30 protein-coding genes are annotated in these 25,105 nt (G+C 71.2%); 13 read left to right on the forward strand and 17 right to left on the reverse strand.

Features of this window, described 5'->3' with window-relative positions:
* The first annotated feature begins 79 nt into the window (after positions 1–79).
* Positions 80–832, forward strand: a complete 753-nt coding sequence (locus JKJ07_RS32510; protein ID WP_202995699.1) for an ABC transporter ATP-binding protein — start codon at positions 80–82, stop codon at positions 830–832.
* Positions 832–3,360 carry an ABC transporter permease gene (locus JKJ07_RS32515; protein WP_202995700.1) on the forward strand — a complete coding sequence of 843 codons (2,529 nt, stop codon included), beginning with the start codon at positions 832–834 and terminating at the stop codon, positions 3,358–3,360. The genes JKJ07_RS32510 and JKJ07_RS32515 overlap by 1 nt, the downstream gene beginning before the upstream one ends.
* 8 nt (positions 3,361–3,368) lie before the next feature.
* Here JKJ07_RS32515 and JKJ07_RS32520 read toward each other — a convergent pair whose 3' ends face one another.
* Entirely contained in the window at positions 3,369–4,031 is a 663-nt protein-coding gene (locus JKJ07_RS32520; RefSeq protein ID WP_307834517.1) for an HAD family hydrolase, read from the reverse strand.
* 106 nt (positions 4,032–4,137) lie between these two features.
* Between JKJ07_RS32520 and JKJ07_RS32525 the strand changes: the two genes are divergently transcribed.
* Together JKJ07_RS32525 and JKJ07_RS32530 are read left to right on the forward strand one after the other, a co-directional pair.
* The gene (locus JKJ07_RS32525) at positions 4,138–4,863 is read left to right on the forward strand and encodes a YqjF family protein (RefSeq protein ID WP_202995701.1); all 726 of its coding nucleotides are present in this window, start codon (positions 4,138–4,140) and stop codon (positions 4,861–4,863) included.
* A gap of 174 nt (positions 4,864–5,037) precedes the next feature.
* Positions 5,038–5,457, forward strand: a complete 420-nt coding sequence (locus JKJ07_RS32530; protein WP_202995702.1) for a BLUF domain-containing protein — start codon at positions 5,038–5,040, stop codon at positions 5,455–5,457.
* On the opposite strand, the gene JKJ07_RS32535 is transcribed toward JKJ07_RS32530, so the two are convergent.
* Positions 5,445–6,212, reverse strand: coding sequence for a class I SAM-dependent methyltransferase (locus tag JKJ07_RS32535; protein ID WP_202995703.1), 768 nt, complete (start codon positions 6,210–6,212; stop codon positions 5,445–5,447). The two genes, JKJ07_RS32530 and JKJ07_RS32535, sit on opposite strands and share 13 nt — an antisense overlap.
* A gap of 41 nt (positions 6,213–6,253) precedes the next feature.
* A complete protein-coding gene (locus JKJ07_RS32540) occupies positions 6,254–7,225 on the reverse strand; it encodes an alcohol dehydrogenase catalytic domain-containing protein (RefSeq protein ID WP_202995704.1) in 972 nt (323 codons plus the stop codon).
* A gap of 62 nt (positions 7,226–7,287) precedes the next feature.
* On the opposite strand from JKJ07_RS32540, the gene JKJ07_RS32545 reads away from it, so the two are divergent.
* Both JKJ07_RS32545 and JKJ07_RS32550 read left to right on the forward strand, forming a co-directional pair.
* The gene (locus JKJ07_RS32545) at positions 7,288–7,752 is read left to right on the forward strand and encodes a MarR family winged helix-turn-helix transcriptional regulator (RefSeq protein ID WP_202995705.1); all 465 of its coding nucleotides are present in this window, start codon (positions 7,288–7,290) and stop codon (positions 7,750–7,752) included.
* A 33-nt stretch (positions 7,753–7,785) separates the two neighbouring features.
* Complete coding sequence (locus JKJ07_RS32550; protein WP_202995706.1) at positions 7,786–8,055, forward strand: YggT family protein; 270 nt, start codon at positions 7,786–7,788, stop codon at positions 8,053–8,055.
* A 27-nt stretch (positions 8,056–8,082) separates the two neighbouring features.
* On the opposite strand, the gene JKJ07_RS32555 is transcribed toward JKJ07_RS32550, so the two are convergent.
* Genes JKJ07_RS32555 through JKJ07_RS32570 form a run of 4 tightly spaced genes read right to left on the reverse strand, consistent with a single transcriptional unit; the run spans position 8,083 to position 11,883 of the window.
* A complete protein-coding gene (locus JKJ07_RS32555; protein ID WP_202995707.1) occupies positions 8,083–8,802 on the reverse strand; it encodes an SDR family oxidoreductase in 720 nt (239 codons plus the stop codon).
* Between the two features lie 16 nt (positions 8,803–8,818).
* Positions 8,819–9,664, reverse strand: a complete 846-nt coding sequence (locus JKJ07_RS32560; protein ID WP_202995708.1) for an AraC family transcriptional regulator — start codon at positions 9,662–9,664, stop codon at positions 8,819–8,821.
* Positions 9,665–9,697: 33 nt separating this feature from the next.
* Positions 9,698–11,278: a sensor domain-containing diguanylate cyclase gene (locus JKJ07_RS32565; RefSeq protein ID WP_202995709.1), complete on the reverse strand. Its 1,581-nt coding sequence runs from the start codon at positions 11,276–11,278 to the stop codon at positions 9,698–9,700.
* 41 nt (positions 11,279–11,319) lie between these two features.
* Positions 11,320–11,883 (reverse strand): phosphoribosyltransferase, encoded by a 564-nt coding sequence (locus JKJ07_RS32570; protein ID WP_307834518.1) that lies wholly within the window; start codon positions 11,881–11,883, stop codon positions 11,320–11,322.
* 162 nt (positions 11,884–12,045) lie between these two features.
* Between JKJ07_RS32570 and JKJ07_RS32575 the strand changes: the two genes are divergently transcribed.
* A complete protein-coding gene (locus tag JKJ07_RS32575) occupies positions 12,046–12,876 on the forward strand; it encodes a CDP-alcohol phosphatidyltransferase family protein (protein ID WP_202995710.1) in 831 nt (276 codons plus the stop codon).
* A 4-nt stretch (positions 12,877–12,880) separates the two neighbouring features.
* On the opposite strand, the gene JKJ07_RS51935 is transcribed toward JKJ07_RS32575, so the two are convergent.
* Entirely contained in the window at positions 12,881–13,339 is a 459-nt protein-coding gene (locus tag JKJ07_RS51935; RefSeq protein ID WP_202995711.1) for a GNAT family N-acetyltransferase, read from the reverse strand.
* A 48-nt stretch (positions 13,340–13,387) separates the two neighbouring features.
* Between JKJ07_RS51935 and JKJ07_RS32585 the strand changes: the two genes are divergently transcribed.
* The 3 genes from JKJ07_RS32585 to JKJ07_RS32595 all read left to right on the forward strand — a co-directional run bounded on the left by JKJ07_RS32585 (position 13,388) and on the right by JKJ07_RS32595 (position 16,020).
* Entirely contained in the window at positions 13,388–13,942 is a 555-nt protein-coding gene (locus tag JKJ07_RS32585; RefSeq protein ID WP_202995712.1) for a hypothetical protein, read from the forward strand.
* A gap of 159 nt (positions 13,943–14,101) precedes the next feature.
* Positions 14,102–14,971 carry a PAC2 family protein gene (locus JKJ07_RS32590; protein WP_202995713.1) on the forward strand — a complete coding sequence of 290 codons (870 nt, stop codon included), beginning with the start codon at positions 14,102–14,104 and terminating at the stop codon, positions 14,969–14,971.
* Positions 14,972–15,225: 254 nt separating this feature from the next.
* Positions 15,226–16,020 carry a GntR family transcriptional regulator gene (locus JKJ07_RS32595; RefSeq protein ID WP_202995714.1) on the forward strand — a complete coding sequence of 265 codons (795 nt, stop codon included), beginning with the start codon at positions 15,226–15,228 and terminating at the stop codon, positions 16,018–16,020.
* A 98-nt stretch (positions 16,021–16,118) separates the two neighbouring features.
* Here the strand turns inward: JKJ07_RS32595 and JKJ07_RS32600 are convergent, their stop codons facing one another.
* The 6 genes from JKJ07_RS32600 to JKJ07_RS32625 form a co-directional block, all read right to left on the reverse strand.
* Positions 16,119–16,394 carry a hypothetical protein gene (locus tag JKJ07_RS32600; RefSeq protein ID WP_202995715.1) on the reverse strand — a complete coding sequence of 92 codons (276 nt, stop codon included), beginning with the start codon at positions 16,392–16,394 and terminating at the stop codon, positions 16,119–16,121.
* Positions 16,395–16,554: 160 nt separating this feature from the next.
* Complete coding sequence (mshC, locus tag JKJ07_RS32605; protein ID WP_202995716.1) at positions 16,555–17,793, reverse strand: cysteine--1-D-myo-inosityl 2-amino-2-deoxy-alpha-D-glucopyranoside ligase; 1,239 nt, start codon at positions 17,791–17,793, stop codon at positions 16,555–16,557.
* Positions 17,794–17,851: 58 nt separating this feature from the next.
* Positions 17,852–18,667, reverse strand: coding sequence for an SCO1664 family protein (locus JKJ07_RS32610; protein WP_202995717.1), 816 nt, complete (start codon positions 18,665–18,667; stop codon positions 17,852–17,854).
* Positions 18,664–19,257: a DUF3090 domain-containing protein gene (locus JKJ07_RS32615; RefSeq protein WP_202995718.1), complete on the reverse strand. Its 594-nt coding sequence runs from the start codon at positions 19,255–19,257 to the stop codon at positions 18,664–18,666. The genes JKJ07_RS32610 and JKJ07_RS32615 overlap by 4 nt, the downstream gene beginning before the upstream one ends.
* A gap of 110 nt (positions 19,258–19,367) precedes the next feature.
* Entirely contained in the window at positions 19,368–20,051 is a 684-nt protein-coding gene (locus tag JKJ07_RS32620) for a histidine phosphatase family protein (protein WP_202995719.1), read from the reverse strand.
* Positions 20,051–21,103, reverse strand: coding sequence for an LLM class F420-dependent oxidoreductase (locus JKJ07_RS32625; protein WP_202995720.1), 1,053 nt, complete (start codon positions 21,101–21,103; stop codon positions 20,051–20,053). The genes JKJ07_RS32620 and JKJ07_RS32625 overlap by 1 nt, the downstream gene beginning before the upstream one ends.
* A gap of 113 nt (positions 21,104–21,216) precedes the next feature.
* On the opposite strand from JKJ07_RS32625, the gene JKJ07_RS32630 reads away from it, so the two are divergent.
* Entirely contained in the window at positions 21,217–22,212 is a 996-nt protein-coding gene (locus JKJ07_RS32630) for an aldo/keto reductase (RefSeq protein WP_202995721.1), read from the forward strand.
* A 294-nt stretch (positions 22,213–22,506) separates the two neighbouring features.
* Here the strand turns inward: JKJ07_RS32630 and JKJ07_RS32635 are convergent, their stop codons facing one another.
* Positions 22,507–22,707 (reverse strand): DUF397 domain-containing protein, encoded by a 201-nt coding sequence (locus tag JKJ07_RS32635; protein WP_202995978.1) that lies wholly within the window; start codon positions 22,705–22,707, stop codon positions 22,507–22,509.
* Complete coding sequence (locus JKJ07_RS32640; RefSeq protein WP_307834519.1) at positions 22,707–23,588, reverse strand: helix-turn-helix domain-containing protein; 882 nt, start codon at positions 23,586–23,588, stop codon at positions 22,707–22,709. The genes JKJ07_RS32635 and JKJ07_RS32640 overlap by 1 nt, the downstream gene beginning before the upstream one ends.
* Before the next feature lie 236 nt (positions 23,589–23,824).
* Here JKJ07_RS32640 and JKJ07_RS32645 point away from each other — a divergent pair, with 236 nt between their 5' ends.
* Both JKJ07_RS32645 and JKJ07_RS32650 read left to right on the forward strand, forming a co-directional pair.
* On the forward strand, positions 23,825–24,094 hold the full coding sequence (locus tag JKJ07_RS32645) for a hypothetical protein (RefSeq protein WP_202995723.1): 270 nt from the start codon (positions 23,825–23,827) through the stop codon (positions 24,092–24,094).
* An 80-nt stretch (positions 24,095–24,174) separates the two neighbouring features.
* A complete protein-coding gene (locus JKJ07_RS32650; RefSeq protein WP_184949708.1) occupies positions 24,175–24,366 on the forward strand; it encodes a DUF5703 family protein in 192 nt (63 codons plus the stop codon).
* A 46-nt stretch (positions 24,367–24,412) separates the two neighbouring features.
* Here the strand turns inward: JKJ07_RS32650 and JKJ07_RS32655 are convergent, their stop codons facing one another.
* On the reverse strand, positions 24,413–25,093 hold the full coding sequence (locus JKJ07_RS32655) for a hypothetical protein (RefSeq protein ID WP_202995724.1): 681 nt from the start codon (positions 25,091–25,093) through the stop codon (positions 24,413–24,415).
* Positions 25,094–25,105 lie beyond the last annotated feature (12 nt).

Below are 25,105 nucleotides of genomic sequence, written 5' to 3' on the forward strand. Positions count from 1 at the left end.
CCGGAGCCCTCGGGCGACGAAACACTGAGTCGCACGGACCGGCCGACGGGGGCGGTCCGCATGACTCCAGGGGGCTGGAATGATCGGGACGAGGGCGGCCGAGCCGGTCGCGGCGCGCGCCGATGATGTGTGGAAGGTGTACGGCTCCGAGGAGGCGCGCGTGGTCGCCCTGCGCGGGGTGAGCGCGAGCTTCGCGCGCGGCAAGTTCACGGCCATCATGGGGCCGTCGGGCAGCGGCAAGTCGACGCTCATGCACTGCCTCGCGGGTCTCGACACGGTCACCCGCGGCTCGGTGCACATCGGCGGCACCGAGGTCACCGGCCTGAGCGACAAGGCGCTGACCCGGCTCCGGCGCGACCGCGTGGGCTTCATCTTCCAGCAGTTCAACCTGCTGCCGACGCTGACCGCGGCCGAGAACATCCGGCTCCCGCTCGACATCGCGGGCCGCAAGCCCGACCCGCAGTGGTGGGACACCGTGATCGGCACCGTGGGTCTCGGCGACCGGCTCGGCCACCGGCCCAACCAGCTCTCCGGCGGTCAGCAGCAGCGGGTGGCGTGCGCGCGGGCGCTGATGAGCCGGCCCGACGTCATCTTCGCCGACGAGCCGACCGGCAACCTCGACTCCAAGGCGGGCGCCGAGATCCTGTCGTTCCTGCGCAGCAGCGTGATGGAGCACGGCCAGACGATCGTCATGGTCACCCACGACCCGGTCGCGGCGAGCTACACCGACCGCGTCGTGTTCCTGGCCGACGGCGCGATCGTCTCGGAGCTCGAGAACCCGACGCCGGAGACGGTGCTCGAGGCGATGAAGGCCGGGGAGGTGCTGGTCTGATGCTGCGCGCGACGCTGAAGAGCCTGCTCAGCCGCAAGCTTCGGCTGGTGCTCTCCGGCCTGGCCGTCGTGCTCGGCGTCATGTTCGTGGCGGGCGCGTTCGTCACGACGGACACGCTGGGGCGCACGTTCGACAACCTGTTCGCCGAGGGCTATTCGCAGGTCGACGTGGCCGTGACGGCCAAGCCCAAGGTGGCGGTGTCCGAGATGGAGGGCGAGCAGATCCTCACCCCGCTGCCGGCCGCGCTGGTCGACCAGGTGGCCAAGGTCGGCGGGGTCGAGAAGGCGACCGGTGTGATCTCCGACGACGGCGCCCGGGTGATCGGCTCGGACGGCAAGGTGGTCACCAGCTACGGCCCGCCGCGGATCGGCATGAACTGGGTCGGCACCGACGACCTGATGCAGATGCGCCAGGGCCGCGGCCCCGAGAAGGACAACGAGATCGCCGTCAACGAGGCCGTGGCCAAGGCGGCCGGCATCAAGGTCGGCGACCAGGTCGGCGTGCTCACCCAGCTCCCCAAGCAGACGTTCACGCTGGTCGGCGTGTGGGGCTACACCAACGACCGGGACAGCATCGGCGGCGTGCAGGAGACTGCCTTCACGACCGCGCAGGCGCAGCGCTCGATGCTCGGCCAGAGCGGCATGTTCACCCAGGTCGTCGTCGACGTCACCAAAGATCAAGACCCGGCCCGCGTACGGGATCAGATCGCGGCCCAGCTCGGCAGTGGCTACGACGTCAAGACCGGCAAGCAGCTCGCCGCGGACAGCGCCGCGGAGTTCAAGGAGGCCCTCGGCTTCTTCAACAACATCCTGCTCGGGTTCGCCGGCGTGGCCCTGTTCGTCGGCACGTTCCTGATCCTCAACACGTTCTCGATCATCGTGGCCCAGCGGACCCGGGAGCTGGCGCTGATGCGCGCGCTCGGCGCCGGCCGCCGCCAGGTGATCAATTCGGTGCTCGTCGAGGCGCTGGTCATCGGCCTGATCGCGGCGGTGCTGGGCCTGGCCGCGGGCATCGGCGTGGGCTGGCTGCTGGTGACCCTGTTCGGCTCGATCGGCGGCGGGCTCGACCCGGCCCCGGTCGGCGTGCCCTTGGCCGCGATCCTGAGCTCGCTGATCGTCGGGGTCGTGGTCACTGTCGTGGCCGCGGTGCTGCCCGCCGTACGGGCCTCGCGGATCTCACCGATCGCCGCGATGCAGGACGTCGCCACCCCGGACCGCCCGCTGACCCGGGTCACCGTCACCGGCGGCGTCATCGGCGCGATCGGCGCGGCCCTGCTCGGCGTCGGCCTGTACGGCAGCGGGTCGCTGTGGCTGATCCTGGGCGGCGTGCTCGTCACGTTCATCGGCGTCGCCCTGCTCACCCCGCTGATCGCCAAGCCGGTCGTGGGCGGGCTGGGCCGGCTGTTCTCGTGGTCGGTGCCCGGGCGGCTGGGCCGGCTCAACTCGGGCCGCAACCCGCGCCGCACGGCGATCACGGCGGCGGCCCTGATGGTCGGCATCGCGCTGGTCACCGGGGTCACGGTGGTGATCGGCTCGGTCAAGGCCAGCGTGGCCGCCACGGCCGAGGACACGGTCAAGGCCGAGATCGTCATCGGGGGCGACCAGAACGGTCCCCGGCCGCCGGTCTTCGACGACGCCGTCCTGGCCGAGGCCGCGAAGATCCCCGGCGTACGGGCGGCGGCCGGCATCTGGAACGAGCAGGTGCTGATCGACGGCGAACGGGCGTACGTGACCGCCACCGAGAACCTGGCCGAGCTGGCCGAGGCGTTCGGGTCGCCGGCCCTGCCCGCCCTGAAGCCGGACCAGATGGCCGTGAGCACGAAGCAGGCCACCGAGCACGGCTGGGCGACCGGCAGCGTGGTCAAGGTGCAGATGCCGCGCGGCGGCGAGCACAGCTACACGATCGTCACCACGTACGACGAGGAAAGGGTGCCGGGCAGCATCATGTTGCCGGCCGCGGCCACCAAGGAGTTCGGGATCACCCAGCCCAGCTTCGGGTTCGTCCGGCTCGCCGACGGCGCCACCGTGGCTCAGGTGCTGCCGCAGGTCAAGGCGCTGGTGGCGGACAGCCCGGAGGTCAACGCGACCGACCGCAGCAGCTTCATCGACCAGCAGGTCGGCACGTTCGACACCGTCATCCTGATGGTGCAGGTGCTGCTGGGGCTGGCGATCCTCATCGCGGTCCTCGGCGTGATCAACACCTTGGCGCTGTCGGTCCTGGAGCGTACGAGGGAACTGGGTCTGCTCCGCGCGGTCGGCCTCGGCCGGGCCCAGACCATGCGCATGGTGACGGTCGAGGCGGTGGTGATCTCGGTCTTCGGCGCGCTGCTGGGCGTCGTGGTCGGCTCCGGGCTGGGCGCCGCGGTGGTGCGGGCGCTGGAGGGCGAGGGCATCACCGACCTGGTGCTGCCCTGGGGGCAGATGGGTCTCTATCTGGGGCTGGCCGCCATCGTCGGCGTGCTGGCGGCCGTGCTGCCCTCGATCAAGGCGGCCAGGCTCAACGTCCTGGCCGCCATCGCCCACGACTGAGAACGGGCTCAGCGCTCCGGCTGGAGCAGCCCCCGGTGCACGAGCAGGTCGGCCAGGTAGGCGGGGTCCACACCCACCAGCGAGGTGCGGAGGTGGACCCCGTCGGTCGGCGGCAGCTCCAGCTCGGCCGGCACCGCCAGCACGGCCGCGCCCGAGGCGAGCGCGCTCGAGACACCGGTCGGCGAGTCCTCGATGGCCACGCAGTCCTCGATGGCCACGCCGAGCAGGGCGGCCGCCGTACGGTAGGGCTCGGGGTCGGGCTTGGGCATCGACACCTCGTCGCCGCAGACCACCACGTCGAAGTTCTCGCGGCCCAGCGTGTCGAGCGCGACCTCGACCAGCTTGCGGCCGGTCGAGGTGACCAGGGCCGTGGGCAGGCCCGCGAAGCGCACCGCGTGCAGCAGCTCGAGCGCCCCCGGCCGCCACACCAGGCCCGCGCCGAACAACTCGAACACCCGGTCGGTCAGCCACTCGACGTCGGGCGCCTCGGGCCGGTCGGGCTGGCCCAGGTCGTCACGCAGGATCTGCATGCTGTTGGCCATGCTGCTGCCGATCATGGCTTGGCGGGCCGCCGGCGACAGGGTGCCGCCCGCGTTCGCGGCCAGCTCGTGCAGGGCGATCTCCCACACCTTCTCGCTGTCGACCAGCGTGCCGTCCATGTCGAAGAGCACCGCGGCGGGTTGTCGCGCGTTCAGGATGAGCCTCCGTGATCGTGGTGGGCTTTGCCGCGACCATTCTCCCCCGGATGACTCGTTCCGGGCGCGTACCTTCGCTCACATGACCCCGGAAGCCGTCACTCTGCGCACGCCCCGGCCGGTGCGGCGCTCACTGCTCGTGCAGCGCTGGACCGACCTGGCGTTCCTGCACTGGGCGGCCGACCCGGCCCTGGTCGCCCCGCTGCTGCCCGCGGGCACGGTGCCCGACACGCTCGACGGCGTCACGTACGTGGGTCTGATCGGCTTCCGGATGCAGGGCGTCGGCTTCCTGCGCGGCCCCGGGGTGCCCTATCTGGGCACGTTCGCCGAGACCAACGTGCGGCTCTACAGCGTCGACGCCGAGGGCCGCCGCGGGGTCGTCTTCCGGTCGCTGGAGGCCGAGCGCCTGATCCCGGTGCTGGTCGCGCGGGCCTCGCTCAACCTGCCGTACATGTGGTCGCGGATGCGGCTGACCCGCGACGGCGACGTGCTGTCGTACACGACCCGCCGCCGCTGGCCCGGCCCCCGCGACGCGGTCAGCGAGATGACCGTGCGGGTCGACGCCCCGATCGAGGACCCGACGCCGTTCGAGCGGTTCGTCACCGCCCGCTGGGGCCTGCACACCAGCGCCCACGGGCGCACGATCCACCTGGCCAACGACCACCCCGCGTGGCCGCTGCACCGGGCCGAGCTGCTCTCCCTGTCGGACACGCTGATCGCCGCGGCCGGGCTCCCCCAGCCGGCCGGCCCGCCGCTGAGCGTGCTCTATTCGCCCGGAGTGCCGGTGACCTTCGGAGCAACGGCTTAGCGCCTGTTGCGTGGCTGGGGCGGGGCTGCGGCAGGGCCCAGATCCCGCCTGGCGGCGTCCCGGGGAAGCCCGGTTCCAACCCCGGGAGCCGAGCTTCCCCGGGCCACCACCAGACGAAATCTGAACCCGGCCTCGCTGCCACCCCAGCCACGCAACAGGCGCTAACCTGGGAAAATGAGCGTCACCCAGCTGATCTATCGGAGCCGGAAGAACACGCTGCCGCCCAACGGCATCTTCGCGATCCAGGATCAGGCCCGCCGCAACAACGCGGAGCGGGACCTCACCGGCGTGCTGCTGTTCAACCGCGACTACTTCCTGCAGTGCCTCGAAGGTGACGCCGAGCAGGTGACCAGGACGTTCCGGACGATCAGCGACGACCCCCGGCACCGCGAGGTCGCCCTGATCGCGGTCGGCGACGTCGCCGAGCGCTGCTTCCCCGACTGGTCGATGGGCCTGGTCGACAGCACCTCGCCCGACCTGCGGGTGGCGTTGCGCGACGTGCTGCCGGGTTACGAGTTCACGCCCGAGGCGCTCGACGCCACGACCGCCACCACCCTGATGCAGCGGATGCGGACGCTCAGCTACACCCGCTGAGCCAGCGCAACGTCGGTGCACACCTTGAAATCGACCACCCCGCCGGAGCCCTCGATGACGGCGATCGTCTCGTCCAGCACGACGTCGGCTTTGATCGGGTCGAGCATCCGGAGCAGCGACGTCGACATCAGATACTCACGATACTGCTCGGCGTCGTAGGACAGAACCGACTCGTATCGGAGGCTCCGCAGGCCGGTGAAGCGCCCGTCGGTGAGCCCGAGGTCGGCCCACTCCTGCTCGAATTCGCCCAGCGGGACCAGGCCTGCCGCGCTCAGCCGGTGCGACGTGTGACCGGTCAGGCCGTGCCGCGCGTCGACCTCGGCCAGCGCCGCGTGCAACCCCGGGTCGGCGACCAGGAACACGTTCCAGAACGGCGCGAACAGCCCGCCCGGCGCGAGCGCGGCGAAGGCCAGATCGGCGCGGCGGGCCGGGTCGACCCAGTGCCACGCCTGCCCGCTGACCAGCAGCCCGTACGGGCGCGGGGGTGTCCAGTCCTCGAACGCGGACTCGACCACCTCGACGCCGGGCAGGTTGCGGCGCAGCACCTCGGCCATCCGCGCGTCGGGCTCGACACAGGTCAGGTCGACCCCGTCGCGGGCGAAGAGCCGGGTCGCCTTGCCCGTGCCCGAGCCCACCTCGAGCACCGGCCCGCCGGCCAGCCCGAGCAGCTCGTCGGCCAGCTCAACCGGATAACCCGGCCGAATCCGGTCGTAGTCGTCGGCGACTTCCCCGAAAACCGTTCCCCGTACGCGCATCGGGTCACCGTAGCGACTTCGCGCCCCCGGGTCAGTCCCGCTCAGCCGACCACGACGACCACCTTGCCGCTGACCCGGTTCTCCTCGACGTCCCGGTGCACGCCGCGGATGTCCTCGAACGACCGCACGTCCACCGGCCCCAGGCTCAGCGTCCCCGCGGCGATACGGTCGAGGGCGTCCTGCAGCACAGCCGGCGGAAGCGAACCGGCGTCGCCGCTGTACGAGGTGAGCCGGACCCCGGTCGGCAGGTAGGCGATCGGATAAAAGTCGGGGACGGTCCACTGGTTGGAAAGCATCCCGGCGAAGCACACCGTGCCGTGCACCCGGGTCGCGGCCAGCGTGTCCGGCAGCGTCGGCGTGCCCACGAGTTCGAGGGCGGCATCGACCCCGTCCCTCACGAGCTCCCGCACCCGGACCGCGACGGCGCCGTCGTCCAGGATCGGGTGGTCGACGCCGTGCGCCGCGAGCTCGGCCAGCCGCCCCGGCTGCCGGGTGGTCGCCAGCACCGTCGCGCCGAGACTCTTGGCCAGCGCGGCGGTGGCGTAGCCCAGGGCCGAGGTGCCACCACGGATCAGCAACGTCTGCCCGGCCCGCAGATCAAGACCGGCGGTCAAGGACCCGTACGCGGTCTGTAAGGTCTCGGGAACACTGCCGAGCATCGCCCAGGGCAGCTCGGAGCGGAACGGGATGACCTGCTCCCGCGGCACCACCGTGAACTCGGCATACCCGCCGTCGAAGCTGCGCCCCATGCCCCCCATCATCGCGACGACCTGCTGCCCCGGCTCGAGGTCGCTGCCCGGCGCCTCGTCGACCACCCCCACCGCCTCGATCCCGGGCACGATCGGAAACCTGGCCCCCTCGGCATACCCCAGCCGGAGGTGCAACTCGGACCGGTTGATCCCGAAGGCCCTGACCCGGATCCGCACCTGACCAGGCCCCGGCACAGGCAACGGCAGCTCACGAAACTCAAGGTTCTCGACAGGACCCGGCTCGCTCAAGACGATCGCTCTCATGCCCGGCCTAACAACATTCCATGGAATCTAATTCCGCGGAATGTTTTGCTACTGTTCCCGGCATGACGACCGACCGGCGCATCGGGTGGCTGAACGACCTCGTCCGCGTCGAGATCATGCTGTGGGAACACGTCGACGCCCGCCTCAAGCAGGCGCACGGCGTTTCGCTGGCCGCGTTCGAGACGCTCTGGACGCTCGACCGGTCGGGGCAGGAGACGCTGCGGATCGGCGACCTGGCCCGCGAGCTGCGGATCACCGTCGGCGGGGCCAGCAAGCTGGCGGAGCGGGTGCGGACCGCGGGCCTGATCGAGCGGCGGCCCGACCCCGACGACCGGCGGGCCAGCCTGATCGCCCTGACGACCGGGGGCCGCGCGGTGCTGCGTGAGGCGAGCCGCACGTACGACCGGGCGGTGGCCGAACGGCTCGATGGTGTACTCAGCGACGACGAGCAACGGCAGGTGCACGCCCTGGTGTCCCGTTTACTCAACACTCGTACAGCAAGCACACAGCTGGACGACGCACAGTAGAGGGACTTCCCACCCCCGTATCTGGAGGCATTTGTGGTCCTGGCCCTCGTGGACTTCCTGCTGCTGCTGGTGCAGCTGTTGCTCGTGGCGCGGGCCCTGCTCGACTGGAGCACGGTCTTGGCCGGCCCGGCCGCTCCCGGCGGTTTCCGCTCCCGGCTGATGTCCGGCGTCTACACCGTCACCGAGCCGATCCTCGCCCCCGTCCGCCGCGTCGTCCCCCCGCTCCGCCTCGGCGGCGCCGCCATCGACGTGGCGTTCCTCATCGTCTTCTTCGCCATCGTCATCATCCGCGCGTTCATCTGACCGTTCGATCCGCGACCGGCCGGGCCCTCACACGTAGAGCCCGCCGGTCGCGCGTATGTTCTGGCCGGTTATCCAGCGGGCCTCGGCGGAGGCCAGGAACGTGACGACGGCGGCCACGTCGGCGGGGTGGCCGAGCCGGCCCAGGGCGGTCATCGTGGCCGCGGCTTCGAGGGCTTCGGGTGGGTTGGCGGCGCGCAGCGTGCCGGTGTCGGTGGCGCCGGGTGAGACCGTGTTGACGGTGATGTTGCGCGGGCCGAGCTCTCGGGACGCGACCGCCGTGAGTTGTTCCAGGGCGGCCTTGCTGGAGCAGTACAGCGCCAGCCGGGCCGCGGGCAGCAGCGTGTTCAGCGTCGAGACGTTGACGATCCGGCCGCCGTCGCGCAGCAGCGGGGTGGCGCGCTGGATGGCGAACAGCGGGAACTTGGTGTTGACGGTGAACACGCGGTCGAAGTCCTGCGGCGTCAGCTCGCCGATCGGGGCCGCCGTCACCAGGCCCACGTTGTTCACCAGGATGTCCAGACCAGCCCGTACGGGCTCGAACATGGCGTCGAGACCGTCGAGGCTCTCCTGATCGGCGCGCACGGCCGTCGTGCCCGGGTTTTGCTGCACGACCTCGTCGGCGGCCGTCTTGTCCTGCCGGTACGTGAACACGACCGTCGCGCCGCGCGCCGCGAGCTGCTCCACGACCGCCCGCCCGATCCCCTTCGACCCGCCCGTGACCAGCGCGGTCTTCCCCTCAAGACTCATGAGGGCACGCTAGGGCTCACCGGTCCCGTCCGTCTTGGACGTTTGCGACGACCGGTGGCGTGCTCAGGAAGGCGGCCAGCTCGGTCGGGGTCAGCCCGGCCATCGCCCGCGTCTCCCGGGCCAGGTGCGGGTGGTCGGCGAAGCCGCTGTCGGCCGCGGCCCGCGACGGGCCCGCGCCGGTGCTGAGCCGGTCGACCACCCGCTGGAACCGGGCGATCCGCGCCACCGTCGCCGGGGACAGGCCCAGGTGCTGCCGGAAGCCGCGCTCGAGGCGGCGCCGCGTCACGTTCAGGTCGGCTGCCAGCGACTCCATGCTCGGCCGGTCCGCGCGTTGCAGCCGCTGCCACGCCGCCACCACGGCCCGCTCGGGCGGCGCGGTCGGGCCGGGCTGCGCCCCACCCCGGGTCCGGCGCAGGCCGGTCAGGATCCGCTCGATCAGGTCGAAGCGCTGCGCCCAGCCCGGCTCGGCGCCCAGCCGGCCCGGCAGCTCGGTCGCGGCCGGGCCCAGCAGCGCGTCCAGCGGCACGGCGCCGCCGCCCAGCTCCCCCATCGGCACCCCGAGCAGCGCCGCCGTGCCGAGCGGGGTCAGGCCGACGCTGACCCCGTGCCCCCAGGTCGTCTCGCCGCGGGTGGTGGCGGCCGCCCGGGCCCCGTGAACGAGCCCCGCGCGCGAGCCGAAGTCCACGATCACCGTCGTGTACGCCAGGGGCAGCAGCAGATGCGGGATCGGCCGGCCGTGACAGGAGCGAAAGCCCGCATAGCCCAAGACGTACGGGCGCAGCTCGGGACTCGCGGCCCGCGTCGCGACCTCGCACGGCTCGGCGGAGACGACCGCCGGCACGGAGTGAATCTGGGCCCCCATGCGTCTCAGGGTTCGCCCGGTCCCGGCCGCCGGTCAAGCCATCACGTAGCGGTTCTTGCCGGCCGCCTTGGCCGCGTACATGGCCGCGTCGGCCTCGCGCAGCAGGTCGGCCGCGTCCCAGCCGGGGTGGTGCAGGGCGATGCCGACGCTGGTCGACACGTATGCGGGCACCCCGGCGATGTCGATCGGCACCCGGACGTCGGCGATGATCCGCTCGGCCGCCGCGTGCGCGTCGACGATGTCGCTGACCCGTTCGAGCAGGATCGCGAACTCGTCGCCGCCGAACCGGGCCACGGTGTCGCCCTGCCGGATCCCGTCCCGCAGCCGCTCGGCCACCACCTGCAGCACCGTGTCGCCGGCGTGGTGACCGCGGGCGTCGTTGATCTGTTTGAAGCCGTCCAGGTCGATGAAGAGCACGGCCACCGCGCCCTCGCCGTCGGAGGCCAGGGCCTGCTCGAGCCGCTCGTAGAACGACTGCCGGTTGGCCAGCCCGGTCAGCGAGTCGTGGAAGGCCAGCTGATGCAGCTGCTGCTCCCGTTCGCGCAGCTGCGCCTCCACGGCCTCGCGGCGCACGATGTCCTTGCGCAGCGCCCCGGTGGCCTCCTCGACCTGCCGGAAGGCGCGGTTGCGGCTGCTCAGCAGTACCCCGGTGACCACCGCCAGCATGATCGTCAGGGCCAGGCCGGCGCCGCCCGAGAGCACGCTCATGCCCCGGTCGGTCGCGGCCAGCAGCCGGGTCGTCGGCCACATCGTGACCTGCCAGCGGCGCTGCCCGGCCCGCACGGACCGCTCCCGTAGCAGCTTGTCGTCGGAGACGCGGGTGCCGGGCAGCACGGCGGCGATCAGGCGGTTGTCGGCCGCGGCGTCGGTCAGGCTGGCCTGCACCGCGCCCTGTCCGCGATCGATCAGCGTCTGGGACAGGAAGTTCTGACCCCGCACACCCATCACGACCCAGCCCTCGAACCGGTCCGGCTCGTCGGTGCCGACCCCGGTCAGCACGGGCACGGCGAGCACGATCGAGGTCTGCCGGCGGTCGGCGGCCACCGCGCGGTCCGACAGCAGCTGATAGGCCGGGCTGATCACCATGGCGCTGATCTGCCGGGACAGCGTCATCGCCTTGGTCGCCTCGGGGCTCGCGGCCAGGTCGGTGCCGGGCAGGGCCGTGCCGTTGTCGAAGACCCGGTTGAAGATCACGAAGTAGTGCTGGGCGGCGCCGGCCTTCGGCTTCAGCGTCAGCCCGGGGGCGCCGCGGCCCCGCCAGTGCTGCTGGGCCGCGGCCACCTCGGCACTGGCCGCGGGCACCACGAACGCGACCGCGCTCGCCCCCGGCAGGCGGGCCGCGTTGAGCGCGGCACTCGACCGGCCGAAGTCGTCGGCATCCAGGTCGGCCTGGGCGCCCACCGCGGAGGCGAGGTCGGACAGTGTCTCGCCGTACCGGCTGACCCGGTCGTCGATCGCCGAGGTGACGTCGTCGGCGTAGCGGTCCATCAGCTGCGAGGCGTAGACGTCCTCGCTGCGCCGCTGGGCGTCGAAGATCGCCAAGGAGACCACAGTGCCGGTCACCAGCACCGCGAACACCAGCGCGAGTCCGCTGAACCGCCCGCCGTCGCGCACTCTGTACTGATCGGCACCCCGGCCGATCCGCTGAGCAGCCCTCAGGCCGGGGCCACCGCGTAGACGCTCGGAGCGAGCACGGCGGCGCACCGCAGGTTGCGGTAGCGGCCCCGATGGTCCAGCCCGTAGCCCACGATCAGCCCCGGGCCGACGTCGAAGCCCACGTACGTCGGGGTGTCGGCGAACCGGGCGGTCTCCGGCTTGCGCAGCAGCGCGCACACCGCGATCGAGGCCGGGTCGCGCTGGACCAGGTTCGCGATCAGCCACGACATCGTCAGCCCGGTGTCGATCACGCCGTCGACGATCACGACGTCGCGGCCGGTGATGTCGACGTCCAGATCCTTGAGCAGCCGTACGGATCCCGACGCGCGGTTGTGGGTGGTGTACGACTTGACGGCCATCCAGCCGATCTCGACCTGCCCCGGGTACGCCCGAGCCAGGTCGACCGTGAAGGTGGCCGCCCCGCCCAGCACTCCCACGAGCACCGGCGTACGGGCTTCGAGGACCTCGTGCAGCTCGGCCGCCAGCGCCGCGACCCGGGCCAGGATCTGCTCCTCGGTCAAGATCACCGCTTCGAGATCGTCCGCCACGTGTTCGGCGTCCACAAGGTTCCCCCCATCGGGTAGATCACCGGCAAATTAACGGCGCGTGACCGAAAAGCTCCTCGATTTCCGACACGCCCCAGCCTCTCTTCCAGGCCTGTTCAACTTCTAGTAAGGTCCGCGCGGTCGATCGTTCATGTTTCCGGCAGCACCAGGAGTAGTCACATGGCGCAGCGGTATCCCCTCGAAGTGATCCGCGACCGCACGTACAAACAGCGGGACGCGTGGTGGACAGTCGGCCTGGTCGACCCGCTCGCCTCCCGCCTGGTCTGGCTCGTGCAGCCCTGGCGCTCCGTGACCCCGAACCGCCTGACCACGCTCGCCTTCGGAGTCGGCATCGTCTCCGCGTACTGCTTCTGGCAGGGCGACTACGTCTGGCTGCTCGCCGGCGCCCTGCTCTTCCACCTCAGCTTCGTCCTGGACTGCATGGACGGCAAGATCGCCCGGCTGAACGGCACCGGCTCGGCCTTCGGCTCCTGGCTCGACTACGTGCTCGACCGCCTGCGCGTGGCCATCTGCGGCGTCGGCCTGTTCGGCGGGCAGTATCTGGCGACCGGCAGCATGGCCTACCTCTGGCTGGGCGGGGTCGTCGTCTTCCTCGACATGTTCCGCTACCTGAACGCGCTGCAGATGGGCAAGGTCCGCGCCGAGCTCAACCAGGACACGGTCGTCATGACCGACGAGGACTCCCAGGCCGGCCCGGTCGACGCCCCCGTGGCCACCGGCAACGAGCCGGCCGTCTGGCGCCTGCGCAACTTCCTCGTACGCCACCGGATCCGCCCCCACCTGTTCAGCGGCATCGAGTTCATGATGTTCGTCTTCATCGTCGGCCCGGTCGTGCGGCAGACCCTGGTGGTGGGCGCCGCGTCGTCCGCTTTGATGGTCGCCTTCGAGCTGCTGCTGATCTACCGCCTGTACGCCTACGCCAAGCGCAAGCAGAGCACCCAGCCCACCCGCGAAACAGCGCCCGCCGATCCGATCCCCGCCACGGTCTGAGGCGTCAGAGGACGTTGTCCATGACGGTCACCTCGGGCAGCGCGGTGAAGCCGCCCCTCGTGTAGAGCTCGAGCGCGCGGCCGTTGGCCGACTCGGTCTGCAGGGACAGGCGGTGGGCGCCGCTGGCCGCGGCCTCGTCGGCGACCACGTCGAGCAGGGCGCGGGCCAGTCCGCGGCGGCGGGCGGCGGGGCGGACGTAAAGGTCGCGGACGAGCCAGACCGTACGCAGCGTCAGCGCGGCCGGCACGACGGCGATGGTGCAGATGCCGTCCGCGCTTCCGGGATCGGCGCCGACGGCCAGGTAGACACGGGCCCGGGCGGCGTCGATCTGTTCGCGGAGCCAGGCCGCGGCGGCTTCCGGAGCCGGGTTGGCCCCGTAGTGCTGGCGGTAGTCGTCGAGGAGGCGGGCTGCGGCCTCCCACGTCGCGGGGTCGTCCTCGTCCCTCAGCCGCGTCACGGTCACCTACCCATAATCACCTCTATCCTGCGATAAAGCGGGCATAATTCCATCGTGGCGCACATCGACGAGGTGCTTGGACCGGATGACGACACGGTCACCTTTCTGCAGTCCCGGGCCATGGTCTACGTCACGATGCTCTGGGTCATCGCGGCCGTGTGGACGACCACCCTCGTCCTGTTCGTTCTGCTCCGCCTGGCGCTGGGCGACGCCCCCGCCGCCGGCGACATCGTCTTCTACTTCGAGCTGCTGCTGATCGTGCCGGTCGCGCTGGCCGCCGTGATCCTGCTCGCCGCGTGGAACAGGCTGGGCTGGCTGCACAGCTCGATGCGCGGGCTCGACTTCGCCGCCACCGGCCGCCGGCCCGTGCACATCCCGTGGGCCGGCATCGAAGAGGTGGCGCTGCGTTACCGCGGGCCGTTCACCGAGCTCATCATCACTCCCGTCGACGCCGATTTCGTGGAGCCCGGAGGCGGGCCGGGGCGGGCCCCGCGAACCCGGCGCCGCGACGGGGGGCGGGCGACCTACCTGGTCGATGTCGGCCTCATGTCCCCGGCCCCGACCGTGCTGCTGGCCGAACTGCATCGGCGGCTGCCGACGAAGGTCTGAAAGGTCGCCCGGCAACCGGCTGCGGGGGCCCCTCGGGTGTTTGCTGGAGCCACGACTCGTACGGTATGAGGTTTTTGCCCTTTACTACGGACGGTAGGGGCTGAGCGAGCGCGGCGCGGCCGCCCGGTGGTGTGCGCGGCGTGAACGTAGGCTGTCAGCATGACTGAGTTCGACGGCCTCCCGCTGCTCCGATCCCCCGTGGCCATCGCCGCCTTCGAGGGCTGGAACGACGCAGCGGACGCATCGACCGCGGCCGTGGAACACCTCGAGCAGGTGTGGCAGGCGCGCGAGATCACCACCATCGACCCGGAGGACTTCTACGACTTCCAGGTCAGCCGGCCGACGATCACGATGGCCGAGGGTGAGACCCGCAAGATCGAATGGCCGACCACGCGGTTCACCGTGGCCAGCCCGCCCGGGGCCGACCGCGACGTCGTGCTGATCCGCGGCATCGAGCCGAGCATGCGCTGGCGCACCTTCTGCGAGCAGGTGCTCGAGCTGTGCCACAGCCTCGAGGTCACCCGGATCGTGCTGCTGGGCGCCCTGCTCGCCGACGTGCCGTACACGCGCCCGCTCCCGATCAGCGGCTCGGCCTCCGACCACGAGGCCGGCGAGAAATACAACGTGGTCCCGACCCGCTACGACGGGCCGACCGGCATCGTCGGGGTGCTGCACGAGGCGGCCGGCCGGGCCGAGCTCGACGCGCTCTCGTTCTGGGTGCACGTGCCGCACTACGCGAACAACCCGCCCTGCCCCAAGGCGACGCTGGCCCTGCTCAGCCGGCTCGAGGACGTGCTCGACCTGCCCGTGCCGCTGGCCGACCTGGCCGAGGAGGCCGACGAGTGGGAGAAGCGGGTCCGGGCCGCCGCCGAGCAGGACGCCGAGCTGGGCGAATACGTGCGGGAGCTGGAGGAGCGCGTCGGCGACGAGGGCATCCAGCCGCTGACGGGGGACGAGATCGCCAGCGAGTTCGAGAAGTACCTGCGGCGCCGGGGCGGTTCGGCGGGCCCCACAGCCGGCTCCTGGTAGCGATCGTCCGAAGAAGCCCGGCCCGCGGCAGTCGAAGGGGGCCGGGCTTCTTCGCGTCACCCGGCAGCGGCGCGCGTCCCAGTCTCCAAGGCATCCTAGGAACCTAGGCGTATTGAATCGGCAGGCAGCGGCTGGAATGCCGGCAGCGACGTGCCGGGGCGTGGGCGTGTTGTTGCTGGGCGTGTCCCAGCCGCTGAGGCATCCTAGGAACCTAGGTGTGCTGAGATCGGCAAGCAACGGCAAGGAGGCCGGCAATGACGATCAACCCCGGGGCGGCCGAGTTCCCCCACCGCCAGATCGCCACTCAGCTGCGCGAGCGCATCCGCCGCGGCGACTGGCAGCCCGGGGAGCGCCTGCCCTCGATCCCCGCCATGGCCGAGATGTTCGGGGTGGCCAAGCAGACCGTCCAGCGCACCGTCGACCAGCTCCGCGTCGAGGGCATCCTGATCACCAAACCCGGTTCCGGCACGTACGTCCGCGGCACCCGCCGCCGTTTGAACCGGCTGTCCCGGGGCCGCTACGGCGCGCACCGGGGCTATCACGCCGATCTCGCCGCCCGCTATCGCCAGACCCTGGTCTCCGTACGCCGTGAGCCCGCCCCGCCCGAGGTGGCCGACGCGTTCGGTGTCCGTGACGGCACGGAGATGCTCGCCCGCCGGCATCTCGTCAAGACCGACGACGCCACGGTCGAGATCGGCGCCTCGTGGTTCCGGGTGACCGACGTCAGCGGCACCTCGCTGGAGCGGGCCGAGGCGTTCGGCCGGCCGCTCTATCAGGAGGCCGAGGAGGTGCTCGGCAAGCGGTACGCCTCGGCCACCGACACGATCACCGCCCGGCAGCCCAGCCGCGACGAGGCCGAGGTCTTGCAGATCCGCCCCGACACCCCGGTGCTGCACCTGCTGCACGTGGCGTTCGACGAGACGCGCAAGCCGATCGAGGTGGCCCAGGCGACGTGGCCGGGCCCGATGACGACCCTGACCGAGGAATACAAGATCCCGGCCGCGATGCCGCAGACCCCGGACACCGATCCCGGACTGGCGCTGGCGTAGGCGTAGGCAAAGCCGGCGCGGGAAAGCAAAAACCCGAGGGGCCGGCTGCTCCCTCGGGTTTTTTCAAGGCTGGGGACAGCCCTGAACCGCTAAGACACTCAGAAGATGTCGATGCCGATGCGGTTGCCGTTCAGGATGCCGTTGTTGATGGTGTAGCTGTCGCCGTAGTAGAAGTCGTAGCCGCCACCGTGGCGGTGGTGGTGACGACGGTGGTGGTGGCTGTAGCCGTAGTAGTCGTCCTCGTCGCACCAGTAGTGCGAGGACTTCGAGGCACCGTTGTCGTGCGAGACGGCAGCCTGGGCGGGTCCCGCGAGGGCGAGGCTCGCGCCGGAGGCCAGCAGCAGGCCAGCGAGGTACATAACCGGACGACGCATGATGGTTCCTTTCGGACGAAAGTAGGACGACCGAAAGTCTCGTCCCTTCGTCCGGGAATTGTGCCGGTTTCCTGCTAAGTACGACCAATTCGGTCGTAAACTCGAAAACCCGTCCGTAACCAGGTGCGACCGATTAGGGTCGCCCGTGGCCACGGTCTGCTCAGAGGCGGATGCCGAGCAATGCGTCGACCGTACGGGCCATCAGCGCCGGCGCCTGGTCGTCGTCGCCGGCGTTCGACAGGGCGGCCTCGGCCCACGCGTCCACCACGGCCAGCGCCGCGGGCGCGTCCAGGTCGTTCCGCAGAGCTTCCCGTACGGCGGAGAGCAGCCCCTCGCCCGACGGCCCGGCCGGAGCGGCGGCGGCCGAACGCCAGCGCGCGAGCCGCTCCTCCCCCGTCTTGAGCACGTCGTCGGTCCACTCCCGGTCGCTGCGGTAGTGCCCGGCCAGCAGCCCCAGCCGTACGGCCATCGGGTCGACGCCGTCGGCGCGCAGCCGGGACACGAAGACCAGGTTGCCCTTCGACTTCGACATCTTCTCGCCCTCGAGCCCGATCATGCCCGCGTGCACGTAGTGCGCGGCGAACGGGGCCCGGCCGGTCAGCGTCTCGGCGTGCGCGGCCGAGCACTCGTGATGCGGGTAGAGCAGGTCGCTGCCGCCGCCCTGCACGTCGATCGTGTCGCCCAGCCGGCCCAGGGCGATGGTCGTGCACTCGATGTGCCAGCCGGGGCGGCCGGGGCCGAGGTCGCCGCCCTCCCACGCGGGCTCGCCGTCGCGGGCGCCACGCCACAGCAGCGGGTCGAGCGGGTCACGCTTGCCCGCGCGGTCGGGGTCGCCGCCGCGCTCGGCCGAGAGCACGCGCATCTCGTCGCGCGACAGGTTGGACTCGTAGCCGAAGCGAGGGGCCGCGGCGATCGAGTAGTAGACGTCGCCGGTGCCGTCGTCGAGCGTGTACGCCGCGCCGGAGGCGAGCAGCTCGAGCACGTGCTCGACGATCGCCGGGATCGACTCGACCGCGCCCACGTAGTGCGCCGGCGGGATGATCCGCAGCGCCTCCATGTCCTCGCGGAACAGGGCCGTCTCGCGCATGCCGAGGACGATCCAGTCCTCGCCGTCGCGCTCGGCCCGCTCGAGCAGCGGGTCGTCGATGTCGGTCACGTTCTGCACGTAGTTGACGTCGTGACCGGCGTCGCGCCAGAGCCGGTTGACCAGGTCGAACGTGATCATGGTGGCGGCGTGACCGAGGTGGGTCGCGTCGTACGGCGTGATGCCGCAGACGTACATCGTCGCGGTGGAACCGGGCGCCGTCGAGGCGATCTCGCGGCGGGCCGAGTCGTAGAGGCGCGGCGCGGGGGCCTCGCCCGGCAGGGTCGGCACGTCGTGCCCGGTCCAAGTATCCATGGTCAGGAGCCTATCCAGCGCTGCTGGGAGACGCCCTCGGGCGTGGCTAAAACGACAACTACACCGGGGGCCACGGGATGGCCGGCCAGTCCTCGGGCGGCTGCGGGAAGCGGCCGGCCCGCAGCAGGCGCCGGGCCCGCTTGCGCACGCACTGCACCTCGGTGAGCGTCAGGTGCTCCTCCAGGGCCTCGCCGAGCTCGCCGTCGAGCCGGGCCAGCAGGGCGGTCAGCACCTCGGTGGCCTCGGGGATCAGCTGCTTGCCGGTCCAGCCCCAGAGCACCGTGCGCAGCTTGTTCTCCACGTGGAAGCTGACGCCGTGGTCGACCCCGTGGATCGCGCCGGTCGCCGGGTAGAGCACGTGGCCGCCCTTGCGGTCGGCGTTGTTGATCACCGCGTCGAAGACCGCCAGCCGGGCCAGCCGCTGGTCGTCGGCGTGGGCCAGCGCGTAGGCCTCGCCGTCCTCGTCGCGCGCGTTGGCCACCGGCAGCCAGCCCTCGGGCACGTCCCACGCCGGCACGAAGCCGATCAGCGACTCGGCCGTGGCCGGCTCGTCGATCCACAGCTGGAGGGCGCCCGACCCCATCGGGCCGTCCCGCAGGATCGTCGGGGGCACCAGATCCCAGCCCGTGGCCCGCGAGACCAGATAGGCCGACACCTCGCGGCCGGCCAGCGTGCCGTCCGGAAAGTCCCACAGCGGGCGCTCGCCCTGCACGGGCTTGTAGACGCAGCGGCGGGTCAGCCCGTCGAGCGTGATCTCGGCTCGCAGCGTGGTGTTGGACGCGTCGACCAGCCGGCCCTCGATCTCGAGCCGGCCGCGCTGCAGCAGGTCGAGAGCGTCGCCCTCGGCCAGCACGGCGGCGGGCTCCGTGGTCACCGGTGGTAGCCGTTGTGCCGGGGGCAGAGGTGACCGGCCGGGTCGAGCGGCTGGCCGCACAACGGGCACGGCGGCCGCCCGGCCGCCACCACCCGGCGCGCGCGGTCGATGAACGCGCGGGTCGCCTCGGGGGTCAGCCGCACCCGCAGCCGGTCGAGGTCGTCGTCGGGCTCGTCGTCCTCGTCGTCGTCATCGTCGGTGACGGCGGGCTCGTCGTCGCCCAGCTCGATCTCGACCTCGGCCTCGCCGGCCTCGATCGCCTCGATGACCACGGTGCTCGTGTCGACGTCGAAGGCCAGGCCCAGCGTGCCGACCCGGAACTCCTCGTCGACGGGGGTGTCGAGCGGCTCGTTGTCGTGCGTGGCCAGCACCGGCAGCTCGGGCAGCGAGACGCCGAAGCGCTTGGTCGCCTCGGCCAGCAGCTCCTCGAGCTTCTCGGCGAGCAGCGACACCTGGACCTTCTCCAGCGCGACGCTGACCACCCGGCCGCCGCCACGTGCCTGGAGGAAGAAAGTCCGGTCGCCAGGCTCGCCCACCGTCCCGGCGACGAACCGCTCCGGCGGCTCGAACGAGTGCACCTGGTGGGTCATGCCGACAACCCTATCCACGACCGGACCACCCCGCGCATCCCGATCGGCCCGGGTTCGCCGAGGGCGCAACACGCATCCACCAGTGGTGACACACCCGTCACAGAGAGCAGTCAGGCCCCGCCGCCGGCGCCCCCGCCGACCGCCGCGTCCGAGCGCGCACCATCTTGCGACGGCGGCGGGATCAGCGCCGCCAGGTCGGCCGTGTCGTTCAGCCGGACGAGGAAAGGCCTGGTCGGCGTGTAGCGGATGACGCTGATCGACGCCGGGTCGGCCACCAGCCGCTGGAACTGGTCGAGATGCAGGCCCATCGCGTCGGCCACGATGGCCTTGATCACATCGCCGTGGCTGCACGCCAGCCAGAGCGCGTCCGGCCCGTGCGACTCGGTGATCCGGGCATCCCAGCGCCGGATCGTGGCCACCGCGCGGGCCGACATCGCCGCCATCGCCTCGCCGTTGGGGAAGACCGCGGCGCTCGGGTGCTGCTGCACGACCGGCCAGAGCGGCTCCTTGGCCAGCTCCTTGAGCGGGCGGCCCTCCCAGTCGCCGTAGCCGCACTCGGTCAGGCCCTCGTCGACCACCGGGGCCGCGCCGGGCAGGGCCAGCTCGACCGTCGTGCGGCAGCGGATCAGCGGGCTGGTCACCACGGCGGCCAGCGGCAACGGCCGCAACCGCTCGCCCGCCCGCTCGGCCTGGGCCCGCCCGGTGTCGTCGAGCTCCACGGGACGGCGACCGGCCAGCTCGCCGGTGGCGTTGGCGGTCGTGCGCCCGTGCCGGAGCAGCAGAACGGTGGCCACTACTCGGCCACGCCGGACTCTTCGTACGCCTCGGCGACGATCCGCAGGCTGTCGAGGCCGCTCTTGAGATCGCCGACGTACGGGCTGATCGACAGCGTGCCGACCCCGGCCGCCGCGTACTGCTTGATCCGCTCCTTGACCTGGATCTTGTTGCCCAGGATCGAGGTGCGCTCGATGAACTCCTGCGGCACGGCCTCGGCCGCCTCCGCCTTCTTGCCGCTGAGATAGAGCTCCTGCACCTTGGCCGCGGCGTCGGCGTAGCCCATCCGCACGGCGAGCTGGTTGTAGAAGTTCTGCTCGCGGCTGCCCATGCCGCCGACGTAGAGCGACGCGTACGGCCGGAGGACGTCGGCGCACCAGGCCACGTTGTCGCCCACCACGACCGGCACGCTGGGCGCCACGTCGAAGCCGGTCAGCCCGAGGCCCTGCTTGGCCCGGCCGCGCTCGATGTGCTGCAGATACTCCCCCGCCGCGTCGGGCGCGAAGAAGATGGCCAGCCACCCGTCGGCGATCTCACCGGCGAGCTCCAGATTCTTGGGGCCGACGGCGGCCAGATAGATCGGGACCGCCTCGCGCGGCGGCCGGAAGCCGAGCCGCAACGCCTTGCCGGGGCCGTCGGGCAGCGGCAGCGTGTGGTGCTCGCCCTGATAGGACACGGGCTCGCGGGCGATCGCCATCTTGACGATCTCCACATACTCCCTCGTACGGGAGAGGGGTTTGGCGAAACGCACGCCGTGCCACCCCTCGGAGACCTGGGGGCCCGAGACGCCCAGGCCCAGCCGGAACCGGCCGCCGGAGAGCGTGTCGATCGTGGCCGCGGTCATGGCGGTCATCGCGGGGGTGCGCGCGGGGATCTGCATCACCGCCGCGCCCAGGTCGATCTGCCGGGTCTGGCCGGCGATCCAGGCCAGCATGCTGACCGCGTCCGACCCGTACGCCTCGGCCGACCACACGACGGCGTAGCCGAGCCGGTCCGCCTCCTGCGCCATCGCCAAGTGATCGGCGGGCGTGGTCCACGCCGCCTGATAACCCAGGTTGAGTCCGAGCCGCACGATCTGCCTCCCACTGACGACGACGTCCCCCGAAGCCTACTGACCCGCGCGACACGCGAAGGGCGTGCGCCCGGAGGATTTCGCTCTTGACAATCCGCGAATAAGGTTCACTCATGCTGCAACGACCGCTAGGCCGAAGCGGGCTGGCGGTCTCCCGGCTCGCGCTAGGCACCATGACCTGGGGCCGCGACACCGACCCGGACGACGCGGCCGCGCAGCTCAAGCTCTTCCTCGAGGCCGGCGGCACGCTGCTCGACACGGCCGACGTCTACGGCGACGGCGACGCCGAGTCGGTGATCGGCTCGCTGCTCGACCATCTCGTCCCGCGCGACGAGGTGGTGATCGCCACCAAGGCCGGCCTGACCCCGCACGGTTATCGCCGCCGCGACGGCTCCCGCGGCAACCTGCTGCGCTCGCTCGACGCGTCGCTGCGCCGGCTCGGCACCGACTACGTCGACCTGTGGCAGGTGCACGGCAACGACCCGATGACCCCGCTCGACGAGACCCTGGGCGCGCTCGACCATGCCGTGAACAGCGGCCGCGTACGGTATGTGGGCGTCTCGAACTTCGCCGCGTGGCAGACCGCCCGCGCCGCGACGTGGCAGTCGGCCTACCCCGGCCGGGCCCCGATCGTGGCCGCCCAGATGGAGTATTCGCTGCTCGAACGCGGCATCGAGCGCGAGCTGCTGCCCGCCTCGCAGGCCCTCGGCTTCGGGGTGCTGGCCTGGTCGCCGCTGGGCCGGGGCGTGCTGACCGGCAAATATCGCAACGGCCGCCCGCTCGACTCGCGCGCCGCCACCGAGCATCTGGCCCCGTTCGTGCAGACCTATCTGGAGCCGCGCAGCTCCAGCATCGTGCAGGCGGTCGCCACGGCGGCGTCGGGGCTGGGCGTCTCCCCCGTCGAGGTCGCCCTGGCCTGGATCCGCGACCGCCCCGGGGTGGCCGCCCCGATCCTGGGCGCGCGCACGGCCGGACAGCTGCAGGGCGCGCTGCTGAGCGAGGAGCTGGCGCTGCCGGCCGAGATCGCCCACGCGCTCGACGACGTGTCGGCCATCGACGTCGGCTATCCCGAGCGCGAAGGGGTCGGCTACCCGGACGGCGAGGGCTGAGTTGTTCCGCGCCACCACCTATCGGCGCGGGGTCTTCCTGCTGCTGGGTGCGGTCGTCCTCCTCCCGTACGTGCTGGTGGCCGTGCTGCTCGGGCAGGCGATCGCGGCGAGTGGGGAGAACGTGGCCGGCGCCTTCGTGACCGCCGCCGTCGCGCTGGTCGTGGCGGCCGTCCCGCCGTTCCTGGGCGGCACCCGCGAGCTCGAGATCACCGCCGCCCGCGGCCTGCTCGGCGTCGACCTGCCCGCCCACGAGCGCGGCCGCCCCGCCCCCTCCCGGGAGCGGGGCGTCTTCGTTCAGAGGTCGAACTCGCCGGCTTTGACACCGGCGATGAAGTCGGCCCAGGCATCCGGAGTGAACGTCAGGGTTCCGCCGTCCCGGTCTTTCGTGTCCCGAACCGGAACCACATCGGAAAGATTAGTGGCGACTTCGACGCAATTGCCGCTCTGCCCGCTGCGGGTCGCCTTGCGCCACCGGGCGTTTGTCAGGTCGTGGATCACCGGGACCACTCCTTTGCTTTCTCCTCGATCAAGGCCCTGGATGCCGGTTGATCGAAAGCCACTGTACTGAGGTCATCCCAGATGGACGAGTAGGTTTCCACTTCGGATGGTTTGTCTAGATAAAGACTTCCCGTGGGTGACTCTTGATAGATCGTGGTCGGCTCCGGGTCACGAGCCGTGGACTCGCGGGGAAAATCAAGAATGACGAACGCGCCTTGGTAGGCGGTATGCGGGCCCGCACTGAACGGCAGGACCCGAATGGAGACGTTCGGCCGCTCCGCGAACGCCAGGAGGCAGGCGAGCTGATCGGTCATGATCTTCGGGGTGAAGCCGCGGACCAAGGCCGATTCGCTGAGGACCACGTCCAGCTGTGGCGCTTTCGGGTCCTTACGCGTCAAGATCTGCTGGCGCTGCATCCGCATCTCGGTGCGCCGCTCGACGGACTCGGGAGGCAATCCCTTGATCGGCCCGCGACTGATCATCGCCCGCGCGTAACCCGGGGACTGCAGCAGGCCGGGAATCACTTCCGCCTCGTACTGACGAAGGCGCGACGCCGCGGACTCCATCCCCAGGAAAAGCTGGAACCATTCGGGAATGTCGGAATAGGCGTGCCACCACCCCTTGGCTTTGCTCTGCCGCGCCAATTCTTTCAGCGCCTCGGTGACACTCGGGTCAGCCCCGTAGACACGGCACATGGTGTCCACGTCATTCGGGTGGATCGGCACCTGCCCGGTTTCGTACCGCCACAAGCGCGGTTTGCTCCACTCCAGCGCCGTGATGGCCTGAGCCACCGTCAACGGAACGGCCTCGCGCAGCTCTCTCAGCTTCCGGCCCAGTTGCCTCCTGGGCACTGTTGATCCGCCGCTGTCGGCACTCACCGCGTAACCCCTTTCCGGCCCGTGGCGTAACCGCATCACTCTTCGCCGCGTAACCCGCTTCGGCCGAACGTATCCACTTGAGCCGTTCTGTCGCGTAACCGTTGCGTTGAGAAGATGCTGCCTGAAGCATCCCTGATAAGCGGAGTCTTCAGTCTGTCCGCTTCCCGACCCCCGCGTCTCGTCGGGTCGCCTGGATCGATCAGGCGGGACGCGGGCTCACCCCCTGGGAGTGCACGATGCCGAGCACAGCCGGCGCCGGTCTGCCGGCCGGTGTCACGTTGAAGCCCAGCGCGCTCGGCGGCTACGCCGTCCACTGGAAGGGTGAATTCGTGGGCTGGATCCACCGCAACGGGCCTGATCGATGGAACGCCTACCGGCGCGCCGAGCCCCCGCGCCCAGGCGAGTTCCTGGGCGCGTTCGCGCAGGATGACGCGGTCGAGCGGATTGCCCGCAAGGCCGGCTGGGCGGGGCCGGCGTGTGATCGTCGCCGCAGCGCGCCCGGTTGACCAGGCCAAACCGCTCGGCACCGGGATAAGCGCTGGTCAGTGCTTGTCGGGCGCCCGGCAGGGGGTGCAGTCTAGGTGCCATGGACTACGAATACGCGCCGCTGCGGTTGCCCTCGAATGTCGATCGGTTGACCGCGGCGGCGAGGCTTGCCATTCAGGCGGAGTTCTCGGGGTGGGAGCTGGCCCGGGTTCAGCTCTTCGCCGACGGCAGCCGCAAGGTGATGCTCCGCCGGCGCATCCAGCCCAGCCCGCAGCCGGGGCTCAGCTATTGAGAAAGGCCCGTCCGAGTGGACGGGCCTTCTCAGTGACAACCGAGGCTCAGTGCTGGTGACCCGCGTGGTCGTGGTCGTGCTCGTCCTCGTCGGGCAGGAACGGGTGCTCGTCGAGCCGGCCCACCAGCAGGTCGCCCTCCTTGGGCGCGAACGGGCCGTCGCCGTCGGAGTCCTCGAACTCGTCGAGGTCGAGGGGCGTCGCGATCTCGCTGACGGTGAGCAGGCCGTCGAGCGGCTCCAGCTCGGGCACGTCGAGCGACGACAGCGACCCGTCGCCCGCCTGCAGCAATTCGAGCACGGCCTCGCCGACGCTCTCGACCGGGCCCGCGTCCTCCTCCTCGGGCACGGACTGACGGCGGGCGTCCTCGGCCCGGCGCAGCAGGGCCGACACGCTGGGCACCCGGTAGTCGCGGCGCTGGCGCACCGAGAGCACCTGCGGATACGGGTCGGCGCCGTCGCCCGCCTCGAAGCCGTTGACGCCCAGGCCGAAGCGCTGGTCGGCCTCGTTCGGGTCGATCGACTCGACGTCCCACGGCGTCACTTCCCCGTACGCGTCGAGCAGCTTCTCGTCATACGCGAAGGAAGCGTTGTTCAAGTCGACGTAGGCCTGCCACACGCCGTCGTCGTCGACACGGCCCTCGGCCGCCTTGACCGCCGCGAGATGCGCCCGGGAGGCCTCGATCACTCGCTCGAGGGCGGCATCGAGTTCCGCGTTCTGGTCGGTCATCGGTTCGGTTCC

Origin of the sequence: Paractinoplanes lichenicola (assembly GCF_016785085.1) — a bacterium.
Taxonomy (GTDB): domain Bacteria; phylum Actinomycetota; class Actinomycetes; order Mycobacteriales; family Micromonosporaceae; genus Actinoplanes; species Actinoplanes lichenicola.

Excerpts from the sequence above, each read along its gene's own strand:
- JKJ07_RS32510 (WP_202995699.1), top strand. The coding sequence starts at position 80 with ATGATCGGGACGAGGGCGGCCGAGCCGGTCGCGGCGCGCGCCGATGAT.
- JKJ07_RS32515 (WP_202995700.1), top strand. The coding sequence starts at position 832 with ATGCTGCGCGCGACGCTGAAGAGCCTGCTCAGCCGCAAGCTTCGGCTG.
- JKJ07_RS32525 (WP_202995701.1), top strand. The coding sequence starts at position 4,138 with ATGACCCCGGAAGCCGTCACTCTGCGCACGCCCCGGCCGGTGCGGCGC.
- JKJ07_RS32530 (WP_202995702.1), top strand. The coding sequence starts at position 5,038 with ATGAGCGTCACCCAGCTGATCTATCGGAGCCGGAAGAACACGCTGCCG.
- JKJ07_RS32535 (WP_202995703.1), bottom strand. The coding sequence starts at position 6,212 with ATGCGCGTACGGGGAACGGTTTTCGGGGAAGTCGCCGACGACTACGAC.
- JKJ07_RS32540 (WP_202995704.1), bottom strand. The coding sequence starts at position 7,225 with ATGAGAGCGATCGTCTTGAGCGAGCCGGGTCCTGTCGAGAACCTTGAG.
- JKJ07_RS32545 (WP_202995705.1), top strand. The coding sequence starts at position 7,288 with ATGACGACCGACCGGCGCATCGGGTGGCTGAACGACCTCGTCCGCGTC.
- JKJ07_RS32555 (WP_202995707.1), bottom strand. The coding sequence starts at position 8,802 with ATGAGTCTTGAGGGGAAGACCGCGCTGGTCACGGGCGGGTCGAAGGGG.
- JKJ07_RS32560 (WP_202995708.1), bottom strand. The coding sequence starts at position 9,664 with ATGGGGGCCCAGATTCACTCCGTGCCGGCGGTCGTCTCCGCCGAGCCG.
- JKJ07_RS32575 (WP_202995710.1), top strand. The coding sequence starts at position 12,046 with ATGGCGCAGCGGTATCCCCTCGAAGTGATCCGCGACCGCACGTACAAA.
- JKJ07_RS32590 (WP_202995713.1), top strand. The coding sequence starts at position 14,102 with ATGACTGAGTTCGACGGCCTCCCGCTGCTCCGATCCCCCGTGGCCATC.
- JKJ07_RS32595 (WP_202995714.1), top strand. The coding sequence starts at position 15,226 with ATGACGATCAACCCCGGGGCGGCCGAGTTCCCCCACCGCCAGATCGCC.
- JKJ07_RS32600 (WP_202995715.1), bottom strand. The coding sequence starts at position 16,394 with ATGCGTCGTCCGGTTATGTACCTCGCTGGCCTGCTGCTGGCCTCCGGC.
- mshC (WP_202995716.1), bottom strand. The coding sequence starts at position 17,793 with ATGGATACTTGGACCGGGCACGACGTGCCGACCCTGCCGGGCGAGGCC.
- JKJ07_RS32615 (WP_202995718.1), bottom strand. The coding sequence starts at position 19,257 with ATGACCCACCAGGTGCACTCGTTCGAGCCGCCGGAGCGGTTCGTCGCC.
- JKJ07_RS32630 (WP_202995721.1), top strand. The coding sequence starts at position 21,217 with ATGCTGCAACGACCGCTAGGCCGAAGCGGGCTGGCGGTCTCCCGGCTC.
- JKJ07_RS32645 (WP_202995723.1), top strand. The coding sequence starts at position 23,825 with ATGCCGAGCACAGCCGGCGCCGGTCTGCCGGCCGGTGTCACGTTGAAG.
- JKJ07_RS32650 (WP_184949708.1), top strand. The coding sequence starts at position 24,175 with ATGGACTACGAATACGCGCCGCTGCGGTTGCCCTCGAATGTCGATCGG.
- JKJ07_RS32655 (WP_202995724.1), bottom strand. The coding sequence starts at position 25,093 with ATGACCGACCAGAACGCGGAACTCGATGCCGCCCTCGAGCGAGTGATC.